14 protein-coding genes are annotated in these 17,106 nt (G+C 62.9%); 2 read left to right on the top strand and 12 right to left on the bottom strand.

From position 1 onward, the window contains the following. Nucleotides 1–30 precede the first annotated feature (30 nt). Nucleotides 31–1,875, top strand: coding sequence for an aminopeptidase P family protein (locus tag NKJ01_RS09965; RefSeq protein ID WP_352727622.1), 1,845 nt, complete (start codon nucleotides 31–33; stop codon nucleotides 1,873–1,875). On the opposite strand, the gene NKJ01_RS09960 is transcribed toward NKJ01_RS09965, so the two are convergent. Beyond that, the gene (locus NKJ01_RS09960) at nucleotides 1,865–2,761 is read right to left on the bottom strand and encodes a LysR family transcriptional regulator (RefSeq protein ID WP_352727621.1); all 897 of its coding nucleotides are present in this window, start codon (nucleotides 2,759–2,761) and stop codon (nucleotides 1,865–1,867) included. The two genes, NKJ01_RS09965 and NKJ01_RS09960, sit on opposite strands and share 11 nt — an antisense overlap. Nucleotides 2,762–2,873: 112 nt before the next feature. Here NKJ01_RS09960 and NKJ01_RS09955 point away from each other — a divergent pair, with 112 nt between their 5' ends. Then, nucleotides 2,874–3,041 (top strand): hypothetical protein, encoded by a 168-nt coding sequence (locus tag NKJ01_RS09955; protein ID WP_352727620.1) that lies wholly within the window; start codon nucleotides 2,874–2,876, stop codon nucleotides 3,039–3,041. A 75-nt stretch (nucleotides 3,042–3,116) separates the two neighbouring features. On the opposite strand, the gene NKJ01_RS09950 is transcribed toward NKJ01_RS09955, so the two are convergent. The 11 genes from NKJ01_RS09950 to NKJ01_RS09900 all read right to left on the bottom strand — a co-directional run bounded on the left by NKJ01_RS09950 (nucleotide 3,117) and on the right by NKJ01_RS09900 (nucleotide 16,725). Continuing rightward, nucleotides 3,117–3,413, bottom strand: coding sequence for an AzlD family protein (locus NKJ01_RS09950; protein ID WP_352727619.1), 297 nt, complete (start codon nucleotides 3,411–3,413; stop codon nucleotides 3,117–3,119). Then, nucleotides 3,410–4,138, bottom strand: coding sequence for an AzlC family ABC transporter permease (locus tag NKJ01_RS09945; protein WP_352486308.1), 729 nt, complete (start codon nucleotides 4,136–4,138; stop codon nucleotides 3,410–3,412). The genes NKJ01_RS09950 and NKJ01_RS09945 overlap by 4 nt, the downstream gene beginning before the upstream one ends. 338 nt (nucleotides 4,139–4,476) lie before the next feature. After that, a complete protein-coding gene (locus tag NKJ01_RS09940) occupies nucleotides 4,477–5,181 on the bottom strand; it encodes a DUF2461 domain-containing protein (protein WP_352727618.1) in 705 nt (234 codons plus the stop codon). Continuing rightward, complete coding sequence (gene ligA / locus NKJ01_RS09935) at nucleotides 5,178–7,382, bottom strand: NAD-dependent DNA ligase LigA (protein WP_352727617.1); 2,205 nt, start codon at nucleotides 7,380–7,382, stop codon at nucleotides 5,178–5,180. The genes NKJ01_RS09940 and ligA overlap by 4 nt, the downstream gene beginning before the upstream one ends. 170 nt (nucleotides 7,383–7,552) lie before the next feature. Further along, nucleotides 7,553–9,226, bottom strand: a complete 1,674-nt coding sequence (recN, locus tag NKJ01_RS09930) for a DNA repair protein RecN (RefSeq protein WP_352727616.1) — start codon at nucleotides 9,224–9,226, stop codon at nucleotides 7,553–7,555. A 229-nt stretch (nucleotides 9,227–9,455) separates the two neighbouring features. Continuing rightward, nucleotides 9,456–10,325 carry an outer membrane protein assembly factor BamD gene (locus NKJ01_RS09925; RefSeq protein ID WP_023757017.1) on the bottom strand — a complete coding sequence of 290 codons (870 nt, stop codon included), beginning with the start codon at nucleotides 10,323–10,325 and terminating at the stop codon, nucleotides 9,456–9,458. Nucleotides 10,326–10,587: 262 nt separating this feature from the next. Then, nucleotides 10,588–11,538: a UDP-3-O-acyl-N-acetylglucosamine deacetylase gene (gene lpxC, locus NKJ01_RS09920; RefSeq protein WP_352727615.1), complete on the bottom strand. Its 951-nt coding sequence runs from the start codon at nucleotides 11,536–11,538 to the stop codon at nucleotides 10,588–10,590. Between the two features lie 281 nt (nucleotides 11,539–11,819). After that, nucleotides 11,820–13,499 carry a cell division protein FtsZ gene (gene ftsZ, locus NKJ01_RS09915; RefSeq protein ID WP_023757016.1) on the bottom strand — a complete coding sequence of 560 codons (1,680 nt, stop codon included), beginning with the start codon at nucleotides 13,497–13,499 and terminating at the stop codon, nucleotides 11,820–11,822. A gap of 66 nt (nucleotides 13,500–13,565) precedes the next feature. Beyond that, nucleotides 13,566–14,873 carry a cell division protein FtsA gene (gene ftsA, locus NKJ01_RS09910; protein ID WP_023757015.1) on the bottom strand — a complete coding sequence of 436 codons (1,308 nt, stop codon included), beginning with the start codon at nucleotides 14,871–14,873 and terminating at the stop codon, nucleotides 13,566–13,568. After that, nucleotides 14,870–15,811, bottom strand: a complete 942-nt coding sequence (locus NKJ01_RS09905) for a cell division protein FtsQ/DivIB (RefSeq protein ID WP_023757014.1) — start codon at nucleotides 15,809–15,811, stop codon at nucleotides 14,870–14,872. Before NKJ01_RS09905 ends, ftsA begins: the two co-directional genes overlap by 4 nt. Further along, nucleotides 15,799–16,725 carry a D-alanine--D-alanine ligase gene (locus tag NKJ01_RS09900; protein WP_023757013.1) on the bottom strand — a complete coding sequence of 309 codons (927 nt, stop codon included), beginning with the start codon at nucleotides 16,723–16,725 and terminating at the stop codon, nucleotides 15,799–15,801. Before NKJ01_RS09900 ends, NKJ01_RS09905 begins: the two co-directional genes overlap by 13 nt. Nucleotides 16,726–17,106: the final 381 nt, after the last annotated feature.

Genomic DNA, 17,106 nt, shown 5'->3' with positions numbered 1-17,106 from the left:
CTACGGTTGTACTGACTGCAGGAGGCCACCATGTTCCAGACCTTCGATTCCGCGGGCGACCCGGCCGTCGGCAAACCGCGCGTGGCGCTGCTGCGCCAATGGCTTGAAGCCAATGGGCTGGACGGCTTCATCGTGCCGCGCGCCGACGAGCACCAGGGTGAATATGTCGCCGAACGTTCGGCGCGGTTGAAATGGCTGACCGGCTTCAGCGGCTCGGCCGGTGTCGCCATCGTCCTGCGCGACCGCGCCTTCGTCTTCGTCGATGGGCGCTACACGCTGCAGGTGCGCGGCGAGGTCGATCTCGACATTTTTGCAATCGAAAGCCTGGTCGATAACCCGCCCGCCGTCTGGCTCAAGGACAACCTCGGCAAGAGCGCGCGGCTTGGCTTCGACCCATGGCTGCACACGATCAGCGACGTCAAGGCGCTGCAGGCCTCGGCCGACAAGTCAGGCGCCGTGCTGGTGCCGCTCGACAGGAACCCGATCGACATCGTCTGGAAGGACCAGCCCGAGGCGCCGATGGCCCCCGTCGAGCTTCACCCGATCGGCTTTGCCGGCGAATTGGCCAAAGACAAGCTGGCGCGGCTGGCAAGTGCGATCGCCAAGGACGGCGCCACCCACACCGTGCTCACCGACCCTTCCTCCATCGCCTGGGCCTTCAATATTCGCGGCGGCGACGTGCCGCACACGCCGCTGGCGCTTGGTTTCTCCATCCTCGCCGCCGACGGGTCGCACCAGCTTTTCATGGACCGGCGCAAATTCTCGCGTCAGGTCGCGGCCTACCTCACCCAGCTCGCCGAACCGCATGAGCCCAGCGAATTCGAAGCGGCGATCGTGGCCCTCGCCAAGGGCGGCGCGAAAATCGCGCTCGACCCGGTGCTGGCAGCAGACAGGCTGCGCATGCTGGTTGAGGCCAATGGCGGCACCGTGGTTGCGGCACCCGACCCCGCCCGCATCCCGCGGGCCACCAAGAACCAGGCCGAGATCAACGGCTCGCGCGCCGCGCATCGCCGTGATGGCGCCGCCGTGGCGAAGCTTTTGTGCTGGCTGGAGCGGCAGAAGCCCGGCTCGCTCGACGAGATATCCGTCGTCACCAGGCTGGAGGAGACGCGCCGGCAGACAGGTGAAGAAACCCAGATGCCGCTGCGCGACGTCGCCTTCGACACCATTTCCGGCGCCGGCCCGAACGGCGCCATCATGCACTACCGCGTATCGCGCGCCACCAACCGAAAGCTTAAGGCCGGCGAACTGTTCCTGCTCGATTCCGGTGCGCAGTATCAGGACGGCACCACCGACATCACGCGCACCGTGCCGATCGGCCAGCCGACTGAGGAGATGCGCGAGCGTTTCACGCTGGTGCTGAAAGGCATGATCGGCATTTCCACACTGCGCTTCCCCGCCGGCACGCGCGGCTCGGAAATCGATGCTGTCGCCCGCATGGCGCTGTGGAAGCACGGCTGCGACTTCGCCCACGGCACCGGCCATGGCGTCGGCTCGTATCTGGCCGTGCATGAAGGGCCGCAGCGCATTGCCCGCACCGGCACCGAGAAACTGTTGGAAGGCATGATGCTGTCCAACGAGCCGGGCTACTACAAGGAAGGTGCCTACGGCATTCGCATCGAGAACCTCATCCTGGTCACGCCGGCCGAAGCGATCGAGGGCGGCGACATCGCCATGCACGGCTTCGAGACGCTGACGCTGGCGCCGATCGATACCAGGCTGGTGCGATCGGATTTGCTGACGCGCGACGAACTGCATTGGCTCGACACCTATCATGCGCGCGTGCTGGCCGAGATCGGACCGATGCTCGACGGCGAGACGCTGGCCTGGTTGGAGAAAGCGACGGCGCCGCTGCCGCACGATCTCAAGCAGTAGTCGCAGTGGCTGTTTTGGCTGAGATTGGGGGGCCTTGTTTTGCAAGCATCTCCCGCAAAGCCTGAACATTGGGAGAACTGGCCCCCTTGCGCCAGAACAATACTGTGAGTGCATTGTCTTCTTCCGAAGGTAGTTCATGCAGCCGCAGCCTGCCGCTTTCAGGAAAACCCGAAAGCACACTTTTCGGCATCAGCGCTATGCCCATACCAGCAACCACGCAACCAAGCATGGCATGGTATGAACCGAGTTCAATGATTTGCTCGGCCATAAACCCTCGGCGCGTATACCATTCTTCCAGTCTCTTGCGATGCGGGCAGCCATGTTCAAAGGCAATCATGGTTTTGGGCATATCAAGGCGGTTCTCGACTGAAACGCGCGATGCCGCCGAGACAATGACCAATTCCTCTCGAAATGCAGGTTGTTTTTCGAACGGATTGTCGGCGATTGGCTCGGCTGCGAGCGCGGCGTCGAGTTCGCCGGCAAGCATTGCGGCCGCGAGAACCTGCGGGTTGCCGGTGCGCAGTTGGATCTCTACTTCGGGATAGCATGCGTGGTACTCGGCGAGGAGACCAGGAAGTCGAGCCGCGGCGGTACTTTCCATGGCGCCAAGCCGCAGAGTGCCGCGTGGGCGCGGATCAAGCACTGCTGTTCGGGCCTCCTCCGCAAGCGCCAACAACCGGTCCGCATATTCGATCAACCGTCGGCCGGCAGGCGACACGTGCAATCGCTTGCCCTCGCGGATAAACAACCGCACACCCAGATCTTCTTCGAGCTGCCGGACGCGTGTGGTCACGTTCGACTGCACACGAAACAGCTTTTCCGCCGCCCTGGTGATTCCGCCCTCGCGCACCACCATGCGGAAAATGCGGAGATCCGACAGGTCCATCCATCTCTCCTAGAGAATAAAGACATCTTGATTATTCATTGTATGTGATGAATCGCATCACGTAAATTGCCGGTGTTGGCACCGATCAAGACAGCCAGCCACGGAGATCGAAATGGTATCTGAACCCTTCGGCCGTCGGCCCATCGAACTTAACGCGCTGACGCCCAAACAGCGTGAGATCATCTATGCTGGCGCCGTACGCCGCGCCCATCAGGAGAGGTCGGAGTCGATCTGGCTGGGCGTGGTCCGGGTCGCTGCGATGTTCAGGAAGCGCCCCTGACGAGGGTTTGCGTTCGCCTGCTCGTCGGCGCTTAGACGAAGCGCATGCGTGGCTTATCGCGAAGGTAAAAGTCGATCACCCGACGATCTGCCGAGCGACGATCAGCACCGCAGCCCCCGCCAGGAACATCGACATCAGTCCGCCACGCAGCGAAACCACTGATGTGACGACCAACGCTGCCCATTCCGCCGGTCCGGCATTCAACAGCTCCGGCGCCACCAGCGTCGTCAGCACCGCCGCCGGCACGGCATTGAGGCCTGCCTCGACGCGCGGATGGATGGTGTCGAAGCGGGAGATGACCAGATGCCCACCAATGCGCGTGAGATAGGTGGCGATCGCGCCGGCGATGATGATCCAGAATGTCGTGCTCATGGCCGTGCCTTCACGCCGCTGTGGTGGGGAGGCAGGATGACCGCCAGCAGCACACCGGCAATCGCGCCGATCGAGACATGCCAGGGCGAGCCCACCGTCTTGTAGGCGATGATCGAGGCGGCGCCACTGGCGATGACCACCGGCAGCCACAGCGGCCGCTTGCGGAAGCCCAGCACCAGACCAAGAAAATAGATCGGCAGCAGGAAGTCGATGCCCAGCGCATGCGTGTCGGGGATAAGCTTGCCGAACACCGCGCCAAGCGCACTTTCGACGATCCAGAACAGGTAGACCGGCAGTCCAAGTCCCAGATACCAGGCAAAGCCGACCGTCTGGCCGGATTGCGCCCTCGCCTCGGCCACCGCGAACTGCGGATCGGTAAGGATGAAATAGCCGAGCGCTTGGCTGATGACGGGCCAGTGCGCGATGCGCCGGCCGATGCCGGCGGAATAGAGCACATGGCGGAAATTGACGGCAAAGATCGACAGCACGATCAACCACGGCGCCACATGCTGGCCAAACAGCTGGATGCCGACCATCTGGCTGGCGCCACCGAAGATCAGCGCGCTCATCAGGAAGGCTTCGAGGACCGAGAAGCCATTGTCGACGGCGAGCGCGCCGAACAACACCGCGAACGGCGCCGACGCCACCACGACAGGCATCGAGAGCCGAACACCTTGCCAGAAATCGCTGTTCACGGAATTCGTAGTCAAGGTCTCAGCCGACATGTCACATTCCTAACGTCGCGCCGGTATTTAGGGGTGCGCGGTTGAAAAGTCAGACGAATTCGCTTGAGCCAACAAATCAGCGAAACTGATATGTCCTGATCTAGCAAGGCCGCGATACGCGCGCCGTGTGATTCCCTGATTCAGTTGGCGCCCTACAGGCGCACTCGCCTGTGCTTCATCGGCTGTGCAGGACGGCGCCAGGACCCGAAACGCAAAACCCGCCTCTGCGGCGGGTTACTGGCGCAAATCAGCACCATGGCTAAATACATAGCATAACTGCACTCACAAAGCAACCAGGCCGTGCATCGGCCTTCGCTTCGACTTGAAAGCCGAAACGGCTATGGGGTGGCCCAATGCTCCGAAACCTTGCCCTCGATCGCTCGGCCCCAGTCGAGCAGCGGCTTGGCACGCAAGGTGAAATCGACGAGCTCGTCGACCAGATCAGCCTCATGAATTCCCTCCTGATCGATGAGGTGCTGGACGACAAAATGCCGGTTGCGGATAGCGGCGACCAGATCTGCATCGCTGATATGCTCGAAGCCGCGTGGGGTGCGCTTCATGCGGCCTTCGGTCTCGAGTTCAAGACGGTTCTTCTTCAACGCCGCCACCAGGGCGCGAAAATCGTCCGGCCTTGTCGCGATGGCTTTTCGCATCGCCAGCAGCAGCGCCGGCTCCGGCTGCCACCAGGCGACGCCGGCAAAGCAGCGCTCCAGCCCGATATGCACGTAGAACACCCCTTGCTCCATCTTGGTGCCGTCGGGCGACAGGATGGCCGACAGATGCCGGTTGTAGGGCCGCTTGTCCTTGGCGAAGCGCACGTCGCGATTGATCCGGAACAGTGATTTCTTGCGGTCGCCGCGCAGGCCGATGCCGGCCTTCGCGAAGCGCTCCGTCAGCGTCTCGACAAGATCGCCGAAGGGATCGCGCAAATCCTTTTCGAAAATGTCGCGATTCGCCAGGAACCACTCGCGGCTCTGGTGGAAATCCAGTGCCTTAAGGAACGGAATGGCTTTGGGGCCGAAGCCGGTGAACGATCCAGTCATGCCTTGCCGATCCGCGCCAGCCAGGCGTCCTCGTCGATCACCTCGATGCCGTGTTCGCTGGCGAGCTTCAGCTTGGAGCCGGCACCGGGCCCGGCCACGACGAGATCGGTCTTCGCCGAAACCGAGCCTGCAACCTTGGCGCCGAGACGCTCCGCCATCGCCTTGGCTTCGGAGCGTGTCATCTTCTCCAGCGAGCCTGTGAATACGATCGTCTTGCCGGCGACCTCGCTGTCGGCCGAGACGTTGACGATATAAGGCTTCGGCTTGACCTGCTTGAGCAGCGCGTCGAGCGCGTCGTCATTGCGTTGATTGCCGAAGAAATCGCGCAGCGCATTGATAACCGTGTCGCCGATGCCGTTGACCGACGGGAAGACACTGTGCGGATCGGCAGCGGCCGCTGTCTCCTTGCCGACGCGGATCAACTCCTCGATGGTCGAGAACGTCCGGGCAAGCACTGCGGCCGTCGTTTCGCCAATATGGCGGATGCCGAGTGCGAAGATGAAACGGTCGAGTTCCGGCTCGCGGCGCGAGTCGATCGCCGCGAACAGCTTGTCTAACCCTTCGTAATTGCGATCCTCGACGCTGCGTACATTCTTGCGCGTCTTGCCCGATGCGGCCTCGCGCTGCCTCGCCTGCTCCTCGCGCCGTTCAGCGAGTGCCCTGGTGACCGCCGGGCGCCGATCCCTGAGCGTGAAGATATCGGCGGCAGTCTTGATCAATCCCGCATTGAAGAAAGTGTCTATGTTCTCCGCCCCCAGGCCTTCGATATCCAGGGCGCCACGTGACACGAAGTGGCGCAATCCTTCCACCGCCTGCGCCGGACAAATCAGTTCGCCGGTGCAGCGCCGGCGGGAATCTTCCTTGCCGGTCTTCTCGTTGATCTCGCGCGTCGCCGGCGAACCGCAGATCGGACAGGTGTGCGGGAACTCGTATGGCACGGCGTCGGGCGGCCGCTTGTCGATGACGACGCTGACGATCTGCGGAATGACATCGCCGGCCCGCTGGATCACCACCGTATCGCCGATGCGCACGTCGATGCCGTCGCGGATCGGCTGGCCGGTGCTGTCCAGGCCCTTGATGTAGTCCTCATTGTGCAGCGTGACGTTCTCGACCACGACGCCGCCGACCGTGACCGGCGCCAGCCGCGCAACCGGCGCCAGCGTTCCCGTGCGGCCGACCTGGATATCGATCTTGAGCACGGTCGTCATCGCCTGTTCGGCCGGAAATTTGTGCGCGACGGCCCAGCGCGGTTCGCCGGTGACGAAGCCCCATCGGCGCTGCAGCTCCAATTGGTCGACCTTGTAAACGACGCCGTCAATGTCGTAGCCCAGCGCCGAGCGCTGCTCCTCGATCCGATGATAATGCTCGATCAGGTCATCGGCCGATTTCGCCCGTACCATCAGAGGACTGATCTTGAATCCCCACTCCGCGAACTTCTGTACCGAATCATACTGGGTCGGAGCAGGATCCGCTGTCGTGTAGCCCCAGGCATAGGCGAAGAATTTGAGGTTGCGGCTGGCGGTGACGGACGGATCCTTCTGGCGCAGCGACCCGGCCGCCGTGTTGCGCGGATTGACATAGTCCTGGCCGCCGACTGCCGCCGAGCGTTGCTTCAACGCTTCGAATTCCGCATAGGTCATGTAGACCTCGCCCCGGATCTCGATGATTTCGGGCCAGCCCGAGCCTTTCAGTTTCGCAGGGATGTCGGCGATCGTCCTCAAATTGGCGGTGATGTCCTCACCGACGGCACCGTCGCCGCGCGTCGCACCCTGCACGAACATGCCCTTCTCGTAGCGCAGCGAAGCCGACAGCCCGTCGATCTTCGGCTCGGCCGTGAAGGCGATGTCGAGGTCCTTGTCGCGGTCGAAGAACCGCCGGCCACGCTCGATGAAATCGATGACATCCTGGTCGGTATACGCCTTGGCGAGGCTGAGCATCGGCACCGCATGGCGCACCTTGGTAAAGCCTTCCGCCGGTGCCGCACCAACTCTGCGCGAGGGCGAATCTTCGCGCACCAGCGCCGGAAAGCGCTCCTCGATGGCGAGATTGCGCCGCGCCAGCGCGTCATACTCGGCGTCCGTGATAACAGGCGCGTCTTCGGTATGGTAGCGCCGGTCGTGCTCGGCGATCTGTTCCGCCAGGCGCTTCAGCTCGGCTTCGGCCTCGATTTCGGTCAGGGCATCAACTGGCTTCTCGGACATGGTTTTGCACCTGGCTGCTGTTGGCTCGGGACAATAGATCAGGATTCGGATGGACGGGAGCTGAAATTCTGACAAAACCACGCCTAAACAGCGGGATGGAGCCATATGCTGACTCTGTGGGACGCCGGATTTTGACCAGCTGGAAGCACTCCCGATCCCAAGCAGCGCCGTCAGGAAGCGCCGGTGTTCTCACGCAGAAGCCGCTCGGCGGCGGCGCGGGCCTCGTCGGTGATGGTGGCGCCGGCCAGCATGCGCGCGATCTCTTCCTGCCGCGCCGGCCGGTCCATCTCGGCAATGCCGGTGGCGACACGGTCGGTGGTACCGGATTTGGAGATCAGGAAATGGGTTGCCGCGCGCGCCGCCACCTGCGGCGCATGCGTGACCGAGAGCACCTGGACGCGCTTCGACAATCGCGCCAGCCGCTGGCCGATGGCGTCCGCGACGGCGCCGCCCACGCCGGTGTCGATTTCATCGAAGACCAGCGTCGGCGCCGAGCCACGATCGGCCAGCGCTACCTTCAGCGCCAAAAGGAAACGCGAAAGCTCGCCGCCGGACGCGACCTTCATCATCGGCCCGGGCCGCGTGCCTGGGTTGGTGCACACCCAGAACTCGATCTGGTCGATGCCGTCTTCCATGCGGCTCTCGGCCTCGCTTTTCATCTCCACGATAAAAGCGGCGCGTTCGAGCTTCAGTGCCGGCAATTCCGCCATCACCGCCTTCGTCAGGCCGATAGCCGCCGCATGACGAAGCGAGGATAGCTGCGCGGCGGCAATGTCATAGGTCTCGCGGGCCGCTGCGGCCTGCTTTTCCAGCCCGTGCAGGCGTTCCTCGCCGGCATCGAGATCGGCAAGGTCGGCAACCATCGTGTCGCGCAGCTGCGCCAGGTCATCGACGGCGACGCTGTGCTTGCGCGAGGCGGCGCGCAGCGAAAACAGCCGCTCCTCCGCCTTCTCCAGCCGTTGCGGATCATATTCGGTGGCGCGCAACGCTGCCTCGACGCCCGATTGCGCCGCGTCGAGCGACAGCATCGCCTCGTCGAGCGACTTGACCACGTCATCGAGCAAGCCCGGCGCCTCCGTCACCTTGCGCTGCAGCCGCCTCAGCAGGCTCGCCAATTGCGGCAAGGGCGAGGACGGGCCGGACAGCACATCCTGCGCATCATGGATTTCCGATGCGATCTTTTCGGCCCGCATCATCGACGCGCGCAATTCTGCGAGGTCGGTCTCCTCGCCCGGCTGCGGATCGAGCTTTGTCAGCTCCGCGACCGCTGCGCGCAAATAGTCGGCCTCGCGCGCGGCCGCCGCCACCTTGGCACGGTGTCGCGACAGCTCCTGCTCGCAGGCGCGCCAGTGCCGCCATGCCTCGCCCGTCGAGCGAACAGCGCCGAGATGGCCGCCGAAGGCGTCGAGCACCTCGCGGTGCGCGCCGGGATCGACCAGCGCGCGTTCATCGTGCTGGCCATGGATCTCGACCAGCGCGCGGCCGACATCGCGCATCAAGGTGACGCTTGAGGGCTGATCGTTGACGAAAACGCGGGTGCGGCCATCCGCCGTCTGCAAGCGGCGCAGGATGATGTCGCCGTCATCCTCGATGGCGTTGTCGGCAAGCAGCGTGCGGGCCGGATGGTTGCGCGGCACGTCGAAGACAGCGATGACCTGTCCTTGCGCCGCGCCATGGCGCACCAGCGATGCGTCGCCGCGCGCGCCAAGCGCCAGCGACAAGGCATCGAGCAGGATGGATTTGCCGGCGCCGGTTTCGCCGGTCAGCACCGAAAGACCCGGCTGGAAGTCGATATCCAGCTTCTCGATCAGGACGATATCGCGGATCGACAGTCTGGAAAGCATCAGAACCCGAATCTAGAACGGCACGCGACCAATTGCGGTCGCAGCGCCGCACTATCTTTTTGTTTGAGCATCGGATCAATCCGAAAAAGCGCCATGCACGCTTCGGGCCGAATGCTCTACGCAGGTTCCGCAAAGGTGTCGTGCGGTTTTGCGGCAAGAACCTGCGACAAGCAAAGAGAAGAAAACCAACCGGGCGTCGCGTTGCCGAAGCCCGGACGCCTGCTTAGCGTCAGGCGCCGGTGATCATCTTCCCGGCCTTGGATATCCACGAGCCGGCATTTTCGCGCGGTGCAAGCCCATTGCTCTGCAAGAGCTTGTAGGAATCCTTGTACCATGAGCTGTCGGGGTAGTTGGTGCCGAGCACGGCGGCGGCGGTCTGGGCCTCGGAGGTCAGGCCCATCGCGTAATAGCTTTCGGTCAGGCGGGCGAGTGCCTCCTCGACATGGCGCGTGTTGGAATAGTTCTCCACCACGGTGCGGAAGCGCTTGACGGCGGCGATGTATTCACGGCGCTCGAGATAGTAGCGGCCAATCTGCATCTCCTTGCCGGCCAGCTGATCGTTGGCGAAACGGATCTTTTCCTTGGCGTCGTCGACATATTCCGATGTCGGCCAGCGCGTCACCAGATCCTGCATCGTCTGCACGGTTTGACGCGCTTCCTTCTGATCCTGCGTCACATCCTTGATCTGCCGGTAGTAGCTCAAGCCGATGATGTACTGCGCGTAAGCCGCGTCATCGGTCGACGGGTAGAGCGTGAGATAGCGCTTGGCCGAGCCGATCGCCTCGTCGTAATTTCCCTGGCGATAGTCGGCGAAAGCGCCCATCACCATCGATTTGCGGGCCCACTCCGAATAGGGATGCTGGCGGTCGACAGCGTCGAACTTGCGGCTCGCCTCTTGAAGGCGTCCGGCGTTGAGGTTGGCAAGGCCCTGATTGTAGAGAACATCGGCCGGTTCAGTCTGGTCGACATAGGTCGACAGGTCGATGTCTTTCTCCGACGACATGCAGGCCGACAGGAAGAGCGATGGAACAACCACCGAAAGCGCCAGGAAAACAGCCCTCTGCGGCGCTTTCGATTGACCGACTCGCTTGAAGAACATGATTGGATTCCGCCCTTTCGGCGTTATTTAAATGTCTGATGCATGCCGTTGTCTCAAAACTGGTCCCCACTTTTGAGCGCCATGCACTAATCGACGGCAGCAGCCATAAACCATTACCGCCTTGCCCGGCAACGCTATCTCCGGCCAATCGCACATTTTTATGGCGGCCAGACACAGCTTGAACATCGGTGCAATTTCACCGACGGGTGGTGCATTCCTGCAACACTGGCCGGCTGTCATGGAACACGAAAAAATAAGAAAATCAGATCATCCAGGGCGCGTAGAGCGGCGCGTTGACAGCGTTCATCTCGGCGCTGCGGCCACGCTCCCGGCGTGTCGTCTCGACGATTTCGAACGCGGTGCGATCCGACAGCAGGCGGCGCAGTGCCGCGGCATTCATCCTGTGGCCACCGCGATAGGAGCGGAAGCAGCCGATGAAGCGGGCGCCGGCCAAAGCCAGGTCGCCCATGGCGTCCAGCGTCTTGTGGCGCACGAATTCATTGGGATAGCGCAGGCCGCCCATGTTGATGACGCGGTTGTCGTCACCGATCACCAGCGAATTCTCCAGTGAGGAGCCGAGCGCGTAGCCGGCGGCCCACAACCGCTCGACGTCCTTCATGAAACCGAAGGTGCGGGCGCGCGCAATGTCGCGGCGGAAAATATCGGCATTGAGGTCGGAGGCGAACAGCTGACGGCCGATTGCCGGGCTTTCGAAGTCGATCTCGATCTCGAAACGGGTGCCGTCATAGGGCCTGAATTCTGCCCACGAGGCGCCATTCTCGATGCGGACCGGCTTGATGACCCTGATATAGCGCCGTTTGACCGACAGCGTCTCGATGCCCGCCTGGTCGATGGCTTCGACGAACGCCATGGCGCTGCCATCGAAGATCGGAACCTCGGAACCATCGATCTCGATGGCGACATTGTCGATACCGAGCCCGAGCAACGCAGCCATGATGTGCTCGACCGTGGCGATGTGCTCGCCGGCGGGATCACCAAGCATGGTGCACAGGTCGGTGGCGCCGACTTCCGAGACCAAGGCCCGGAACTCGCGGCCCTGCTCCGCACCGCTGAAAAGCTGGAAAACGATGCCGGTGTCGGCATCCGCCGGCATGAAGCTGATGGAAACTTCCTTGCCGCTGTGGACGCCGGTGCCGGTAAGCGACGCGCGCGTCTTCAATGTCGTCTGATAGTCGTGCAAGACAATCCCCATAAGCCCGTAATGCCTAGGTCCGCTTCTCCAGCCCGAGGGCGCGGCTCTTGTGTGAATCGGCAAGCAGGGCGACTTCCCCCGAAATCCTGGCAAACCGACGATGGTAGGCGGCGAAGATAATGTCCCGTCAGGGAGACTCCAAATCACGGTTTCTTACTCTGTGTAACCACAAACTGGAATGGGCACGACTTTGTAAGTGATTGAAATCACATCGTTTAATACGCTAACAGGCAAGCGATTCCTCGCTTGCCTGTTAACAACTATTACAGTCCGTTTACCAATCAATTGGCCTGGCGGCGCAGGAACGCCGGAATCTCCAGCTGATCGTCTTCCTGAGTCGCCCTCACCTGCGGTGTCAGGCGGCCCTGGTCGTCGAGCTGACCACGACGCGGCGCGTAGAGCTGCGCATCCTGGCTGGCGAGACGGCGCACTTCGGGTGCGGCCTGGCGCAGCTTGGGTTCGCGTGGCTGCGCCGGCTGCAGCCGTGCAGGCTCTTCTTCGCGGCGGGTCAGTCCGTTGGTCAGGCGCTTCAGCAGGCCCATCGGTCCGCTGTTGTTCTCGTGGTCGGCCGGGCGGCTCTTGGCATCCACCTCGGCCTTGACGACGGGCGGAAAGTCCTCGACGCGCGGCATGCGCTGCGGCGCCATGGCAACCGGCTGCGGGGCTTCGCGCAGCATCTCGCGCGGCTGCGGAGCCGGCTGCATCTGCTGGACCACCGGCTGCGGCATCGGCTGTGCTGGCGGCGCCTGGAAGATCTTGCTCTGCGGGCGGAAATCTTCGGCGTGAGCGACCGGAGCCGGACGCGCCTGTGCCATGGCCGCGGCATTTGCCTCGGCCAACTGGATGGCTTCGGCGACCGGGTCGATGGCACGCGGTTCGTACGCGGTCTGCTGGACCGGAGCCGGGCGGCTTTCCGGTGCGGCAACGGCCGGGCGGCTGGCCGGCTTCGGAGGCGCGGTGCGGATCGAGATCGGCGCCGCGGCGATTTCAGCCGCCGACTTGTCGATGCCGGTAGCAACCACCGAGACGCGGATGACGCCCTCGAGTTCCTCGTCGAAGGTGGCGCCCAGGATGATGTTGGCGTCCTGGTCGACTTCCTCGCGGATACGGGTTGCGGCCTCATCGACTTCGAACAGCGTCAGGTCGCGGCCGCCGGTGATCGAGATCAGCAGGCCCTTTGCGCCCTTCATCGAGGTCTCGTCGAGAAGCGGGTTGGCAATCGCCGCTTCGGCGGCGGCCATCGCACGGCCCTCGCCCGAAGCTTCGCCGGTGCCCATCATCGCCTTGCCCATCTCGCGCATGACGGAGCGCACGTCGGCGAAGTCGAGATTGATCAGGCCTTCCTTGACCATCAGGTCGGTGATGCAGGCAACACCGGAATAGAGCACCTGGTCGGCCATGGCGAAGGCGTCGGCGAAGGTGGTCTTGTCATTGGCCAGCCGGAACAGGTTCTGGTTGGGGATGACGATCAGCGTATCGACGCACTTCTGCAGTTCCTCGATGCCGAAGTCCGCTGTCTTCATGCGGCGCTGGCCTTCGAAATGGAACGGCTTGGTGACGACGCCGACGGTGAGGATACCCTTTTCGCGCGCTGCGCGGGCAACGACCGGAGCAGCACCTGTGCCGGTGCCGCCGCCCATGCCGGCGGTGACGAAGCACATATGGGTGTTGGTCAAGTGATCGAGGATCTCGTCGATGCACTCTTCCGCCGCCGCACGGCCGACTTCCGGCTGCGAGCCGGCGCCGAGGCCCTCGGTGACATGCGCGCCGAGCTGGATCAGGCGGCCTGCCTTCGACATGGTCAGCGCCTGCGCGTCGGTGTTGGCCACCACGAACTCGACACCGCGCAACCCGGCGGTGATCATGTTGTTGACGGCATTGCCGCCACCGCCGCCGACACCGAACACGGTGATGCGCGGCTTAAGCTCGGTGATGTCCGGCTTTTGCAGATTGATGGTCATTGTCTCCGTCCTTTGCCTTTCACGCCGCTTCGCCGCCGCGGCCGCCTATGGGGCTGTCCCCGTCAATTAGAAACTGTCTCTCAACCACTGACTCATGCGATGCAGTTTTCCGCCCGTTCCAGTCATTCTGAGACCGGAAATTCCTTTTGCCGGATGGCTCTCGAAGCTCGCCATCTGCGGGTAGATCAGAAGCCCCACCGCGGCCGAGAACGCCGGCCCCTTTGCCGCTTCGGGCAGGCCGGCCACGCCGAGTGGACGGCCGATGCGCACATTACGCCCCAGGATGCGGCGCGCTGCTTCGGGCAGGCCGGCAAGCTGGCTGGCGCCGCCGGTCAGAACGACACGCTTGCCCACAGCATTGCCGTAGCCGGACTTGTTCAACCGGTCGCGCAGCAATTCCAGCGTTTCGTCGATGCGCGCGCGCACGATGCGCGTCATCACCGAGCGTGGGATCTGCAAAGGCACGTCGCCATCGTCGCCGATCGGCTGGATCGAGACCAGGTCGCGGTCGTCGGCACTGCCCGGCAGCGCCGAACCATGCATCACCTTCAGCCGTTCGGCGGCATCGAGCGAGGTCGAAAGCCCCTTGGCCATATCAAGCGTGACGTGATTGCCGCCGATGGCAATGGCATCACCATGGACGAACTTGCCTTCCGAAAATACCGAGATCGTCGTCGTGCCGCCGCCCATGTCGATGCAGGCCGCGCCCATTTCCAGTTCGTCGTCGACCAGGGCCGCCAACCCGCTGGCATAGGGCGTCGCCACCATGCGCTCGACCGACAGATGCGAACGGTTGATGGAAAGCTCCAGGTTGCGCATCGGAGCGGCGTCGCCGGTCAGCACATGCATGTCGACGCCGAGTGCGTCGCCGACCATGCCGCGCGGATCACGCACGCCACGCTCGGCATCCAGCGAGAAGCCGACGGGAAGCGAATGGATCACCTCGCGCTCGGCCTTCAGCGCCTGCTTGGCGCCGGCACCGAGAACGCGCTTGATGTCGGCCTCGTCGGCCTCGTGGCCGCCAAGATTGATGGTTGCCGAGAAGGCTTCGCTCTTCAGCCGGCCGGCGGTCATGTTGACGATCAGCGAATCGACGGTCAGCCCGGCCATGCGCTCCGCTGCGTCCACGGAAAGCCGGATGGCATGCTCGGCGCGGTCGAGATCGACGACGACCCCAGACTTCACGCCTTGCGATTTCTGATGGCCGATGCCGATCACCTGGATCCGGTGGGAGCGGCCACGCAGCAGCTTGCCGTCATCACTCGGCTTCAGCTTGGCCACCATGCAGCAGACCTTGCTCGAACCGACATCCAGCACCGTCAGGGTGCCGGACCGGCGCGACGAGGCATCGCCATGACCGCCAAGCCAGCTCATATCTTCGTCTCCGGCTTGTGCTTAAGGCTCTTGGGCTTTTCGTTGAGTGCGGCTTCGCGCTGCGTCGCCGCCTCGGGCGTCAACTGCACGACCAGCCGGTCGGTCAGACGCATGTCGACGGCGGCGATATCGCGCGACAACAGGCCCTTCTCATGATCCATCTTGACGAGTTCGGCGAGTGCCTGATCCTCGCCATCCTCGGGAAGCTTGACGGTGATGCCATTGTCGAGCTTCAGGTCCCAACGCCTTTCTCCGACGCGGACATAGCCTTTGATCCGGCTCGCGAGATCGGGATATTTTTCGATCTTGGCCAGAAAGTCGGGCGCGCTCGCCGGGGCGCCGGTGCCGATCAGCAGCGGCAGCAGCACCTGCTTGCCGCCCGAGAACGGCGCGATCACGGCGCCATTCCTCTCGATGACGGACAGCTCGTCACCCTGCTGCCAAAGCGCGAAGGCGGCGCGCTCCTCGACACGCACTTCCAGCGTGTGCGGATAGACCTTGCGCACCGCCGCGACCTCGATCCATGGCAGGCCGGAAATCCGCTCGCGCGCCGCCGCCGCATCGAAGCCGATCAGCGACGTCCAGCCGTCGAGTTCGAGCCTGTCGAGGATATCGATCTCCGAGGTCTGCCGATTGCCGACCACCTTGACCTGGTCGACGGCAAAGCCGGTGCGGGCGGTGATGCTCTGGACGATGCCGTCGACGTGGCCTCCGAGATAGGCGCCGTAGGCACTGCTCGAGGCGATCAGCACGGCCGACATCATCGCCGCGGAAAAGCGCGGCGCCTGGAATTCCCCAACACCGAGACGGGCCAGAATACGCACAGGGCGGCGAAGCACGCGCGGCAGCACGAAATGGCCTGATGACAACGGCAGGCCGAACAGCGCCGGCTCGGCCGCGCTCCTCTCCTTACCCTGTCCCCATTTCAACGCAGACACGAAGCGTCCTCCACCATCCAACTTAACAAATCGCCAAACGAGTGCCCGGCCTGGGCGGCGATTTCAGGCACCAAGGACGTCGGCGTCATACCCGGCTGGGTGTTGACCTCGAGCCAGACAATCTCGCCGTTTTCGGAATGCCGATCGTCATAACGGAAATCCGATCGGGAAACGCCCCGACAGCCGATCGCTTGGTGAGCCTTAAGCGCCAGTGTTTGTATTTTTTGGTAAATATTCGGTGAAACTTTTGCGGGGCATTCGTGCTTTGATCCCCCAGCGACATATTTTGAATCATAGTCGTAGAAGGAATGGCCGGTCGGGATGATCTCGCAGACCCCCAGCGCCACATCACCCATCACCGCACAGGTCAGCTCGCGGCCGTGGATGTAGCGCTCGACCATGACGGTATCGCCATATTTCCATTCGGAAGAGCCGATCACCTGCGGCGGATGCGACTGACCTTCATGCACGATGACGACGCCGAAGCTCGAGCCTTCATTGACCGGCTTGACCACATAGGGCGGCTTCATCGGGTGCTTGTTCTGAATGGCGAAGCGGCTGGCGACCTTCGATTCAGCGACCGGGATACCGACCGATTTGGCAACCCGCTTGGCCTGCTCCTTGTTCATGGCCAGAGCCGAGGCGAGCACGCCGGAATGAGTGTAGGGAATGCCGAGATACTCAAGGATGCCCTGGACGGTACCGTCCTCGCCGAAGGGACCATGCAGCGCGTTGAAGACGACATCGGGCTTGAGCTCGGCAAGCACGGAGCCGACATCGCGCCCGACATCGACACGGGTGACCGGGTAACCTTCCTGCTCGAGCGCATCGGCACAAGCCTTTCCCGAAGACAAAGACACGGGCCGCTCGGACGAAAAACCACCCAGCAGGACAGCCACATGCTTGCTTTTCATTCCCCGGTATCCCCTCTCACGGCGGACCAAAACCAAGATTTTCCGCAACATTGAGTCCGAGTCTCCCGGCAGGTTGCCCCCCAGACGGAAAACGCGGGTGACGCGTCGAACGACTCAAATCAGGAAACGCTTTCGAACAGAGAATCAGAGAGTTGATTCACTGGCAAGTACTTACGATTCCGAGAGATTCACTTTCTGAGAAAATAATGCGAAAAGCGTGTCGTTGAGTTCTTCGGGGCAACGGTTGCGGGCCGTTTTGGCAGCGTCGACCATAAAAGTTGAACAATAATGAGAACGGCGGGTTGATGTTTTTTATGGAGATAAAGGCGAAGAACAAATAAATAGTTGTAGAAAGAGCTCGCGGGAGGAGCTTAGGGGTCG

It is taken from the genome of Mesorhizobium sp. M0276, assembly GCF_040321755.1.
Lineage (GTDB): Bacteria > Pseudomonadota > Alphaproteobacteria > Rhizobiales > Rhizobiaceae > Mesorhizobium.
Note: the sequence above shows the minus strand (reverse complement) of the source record. Positions and strands in the feature narration are given on the sequence as shown.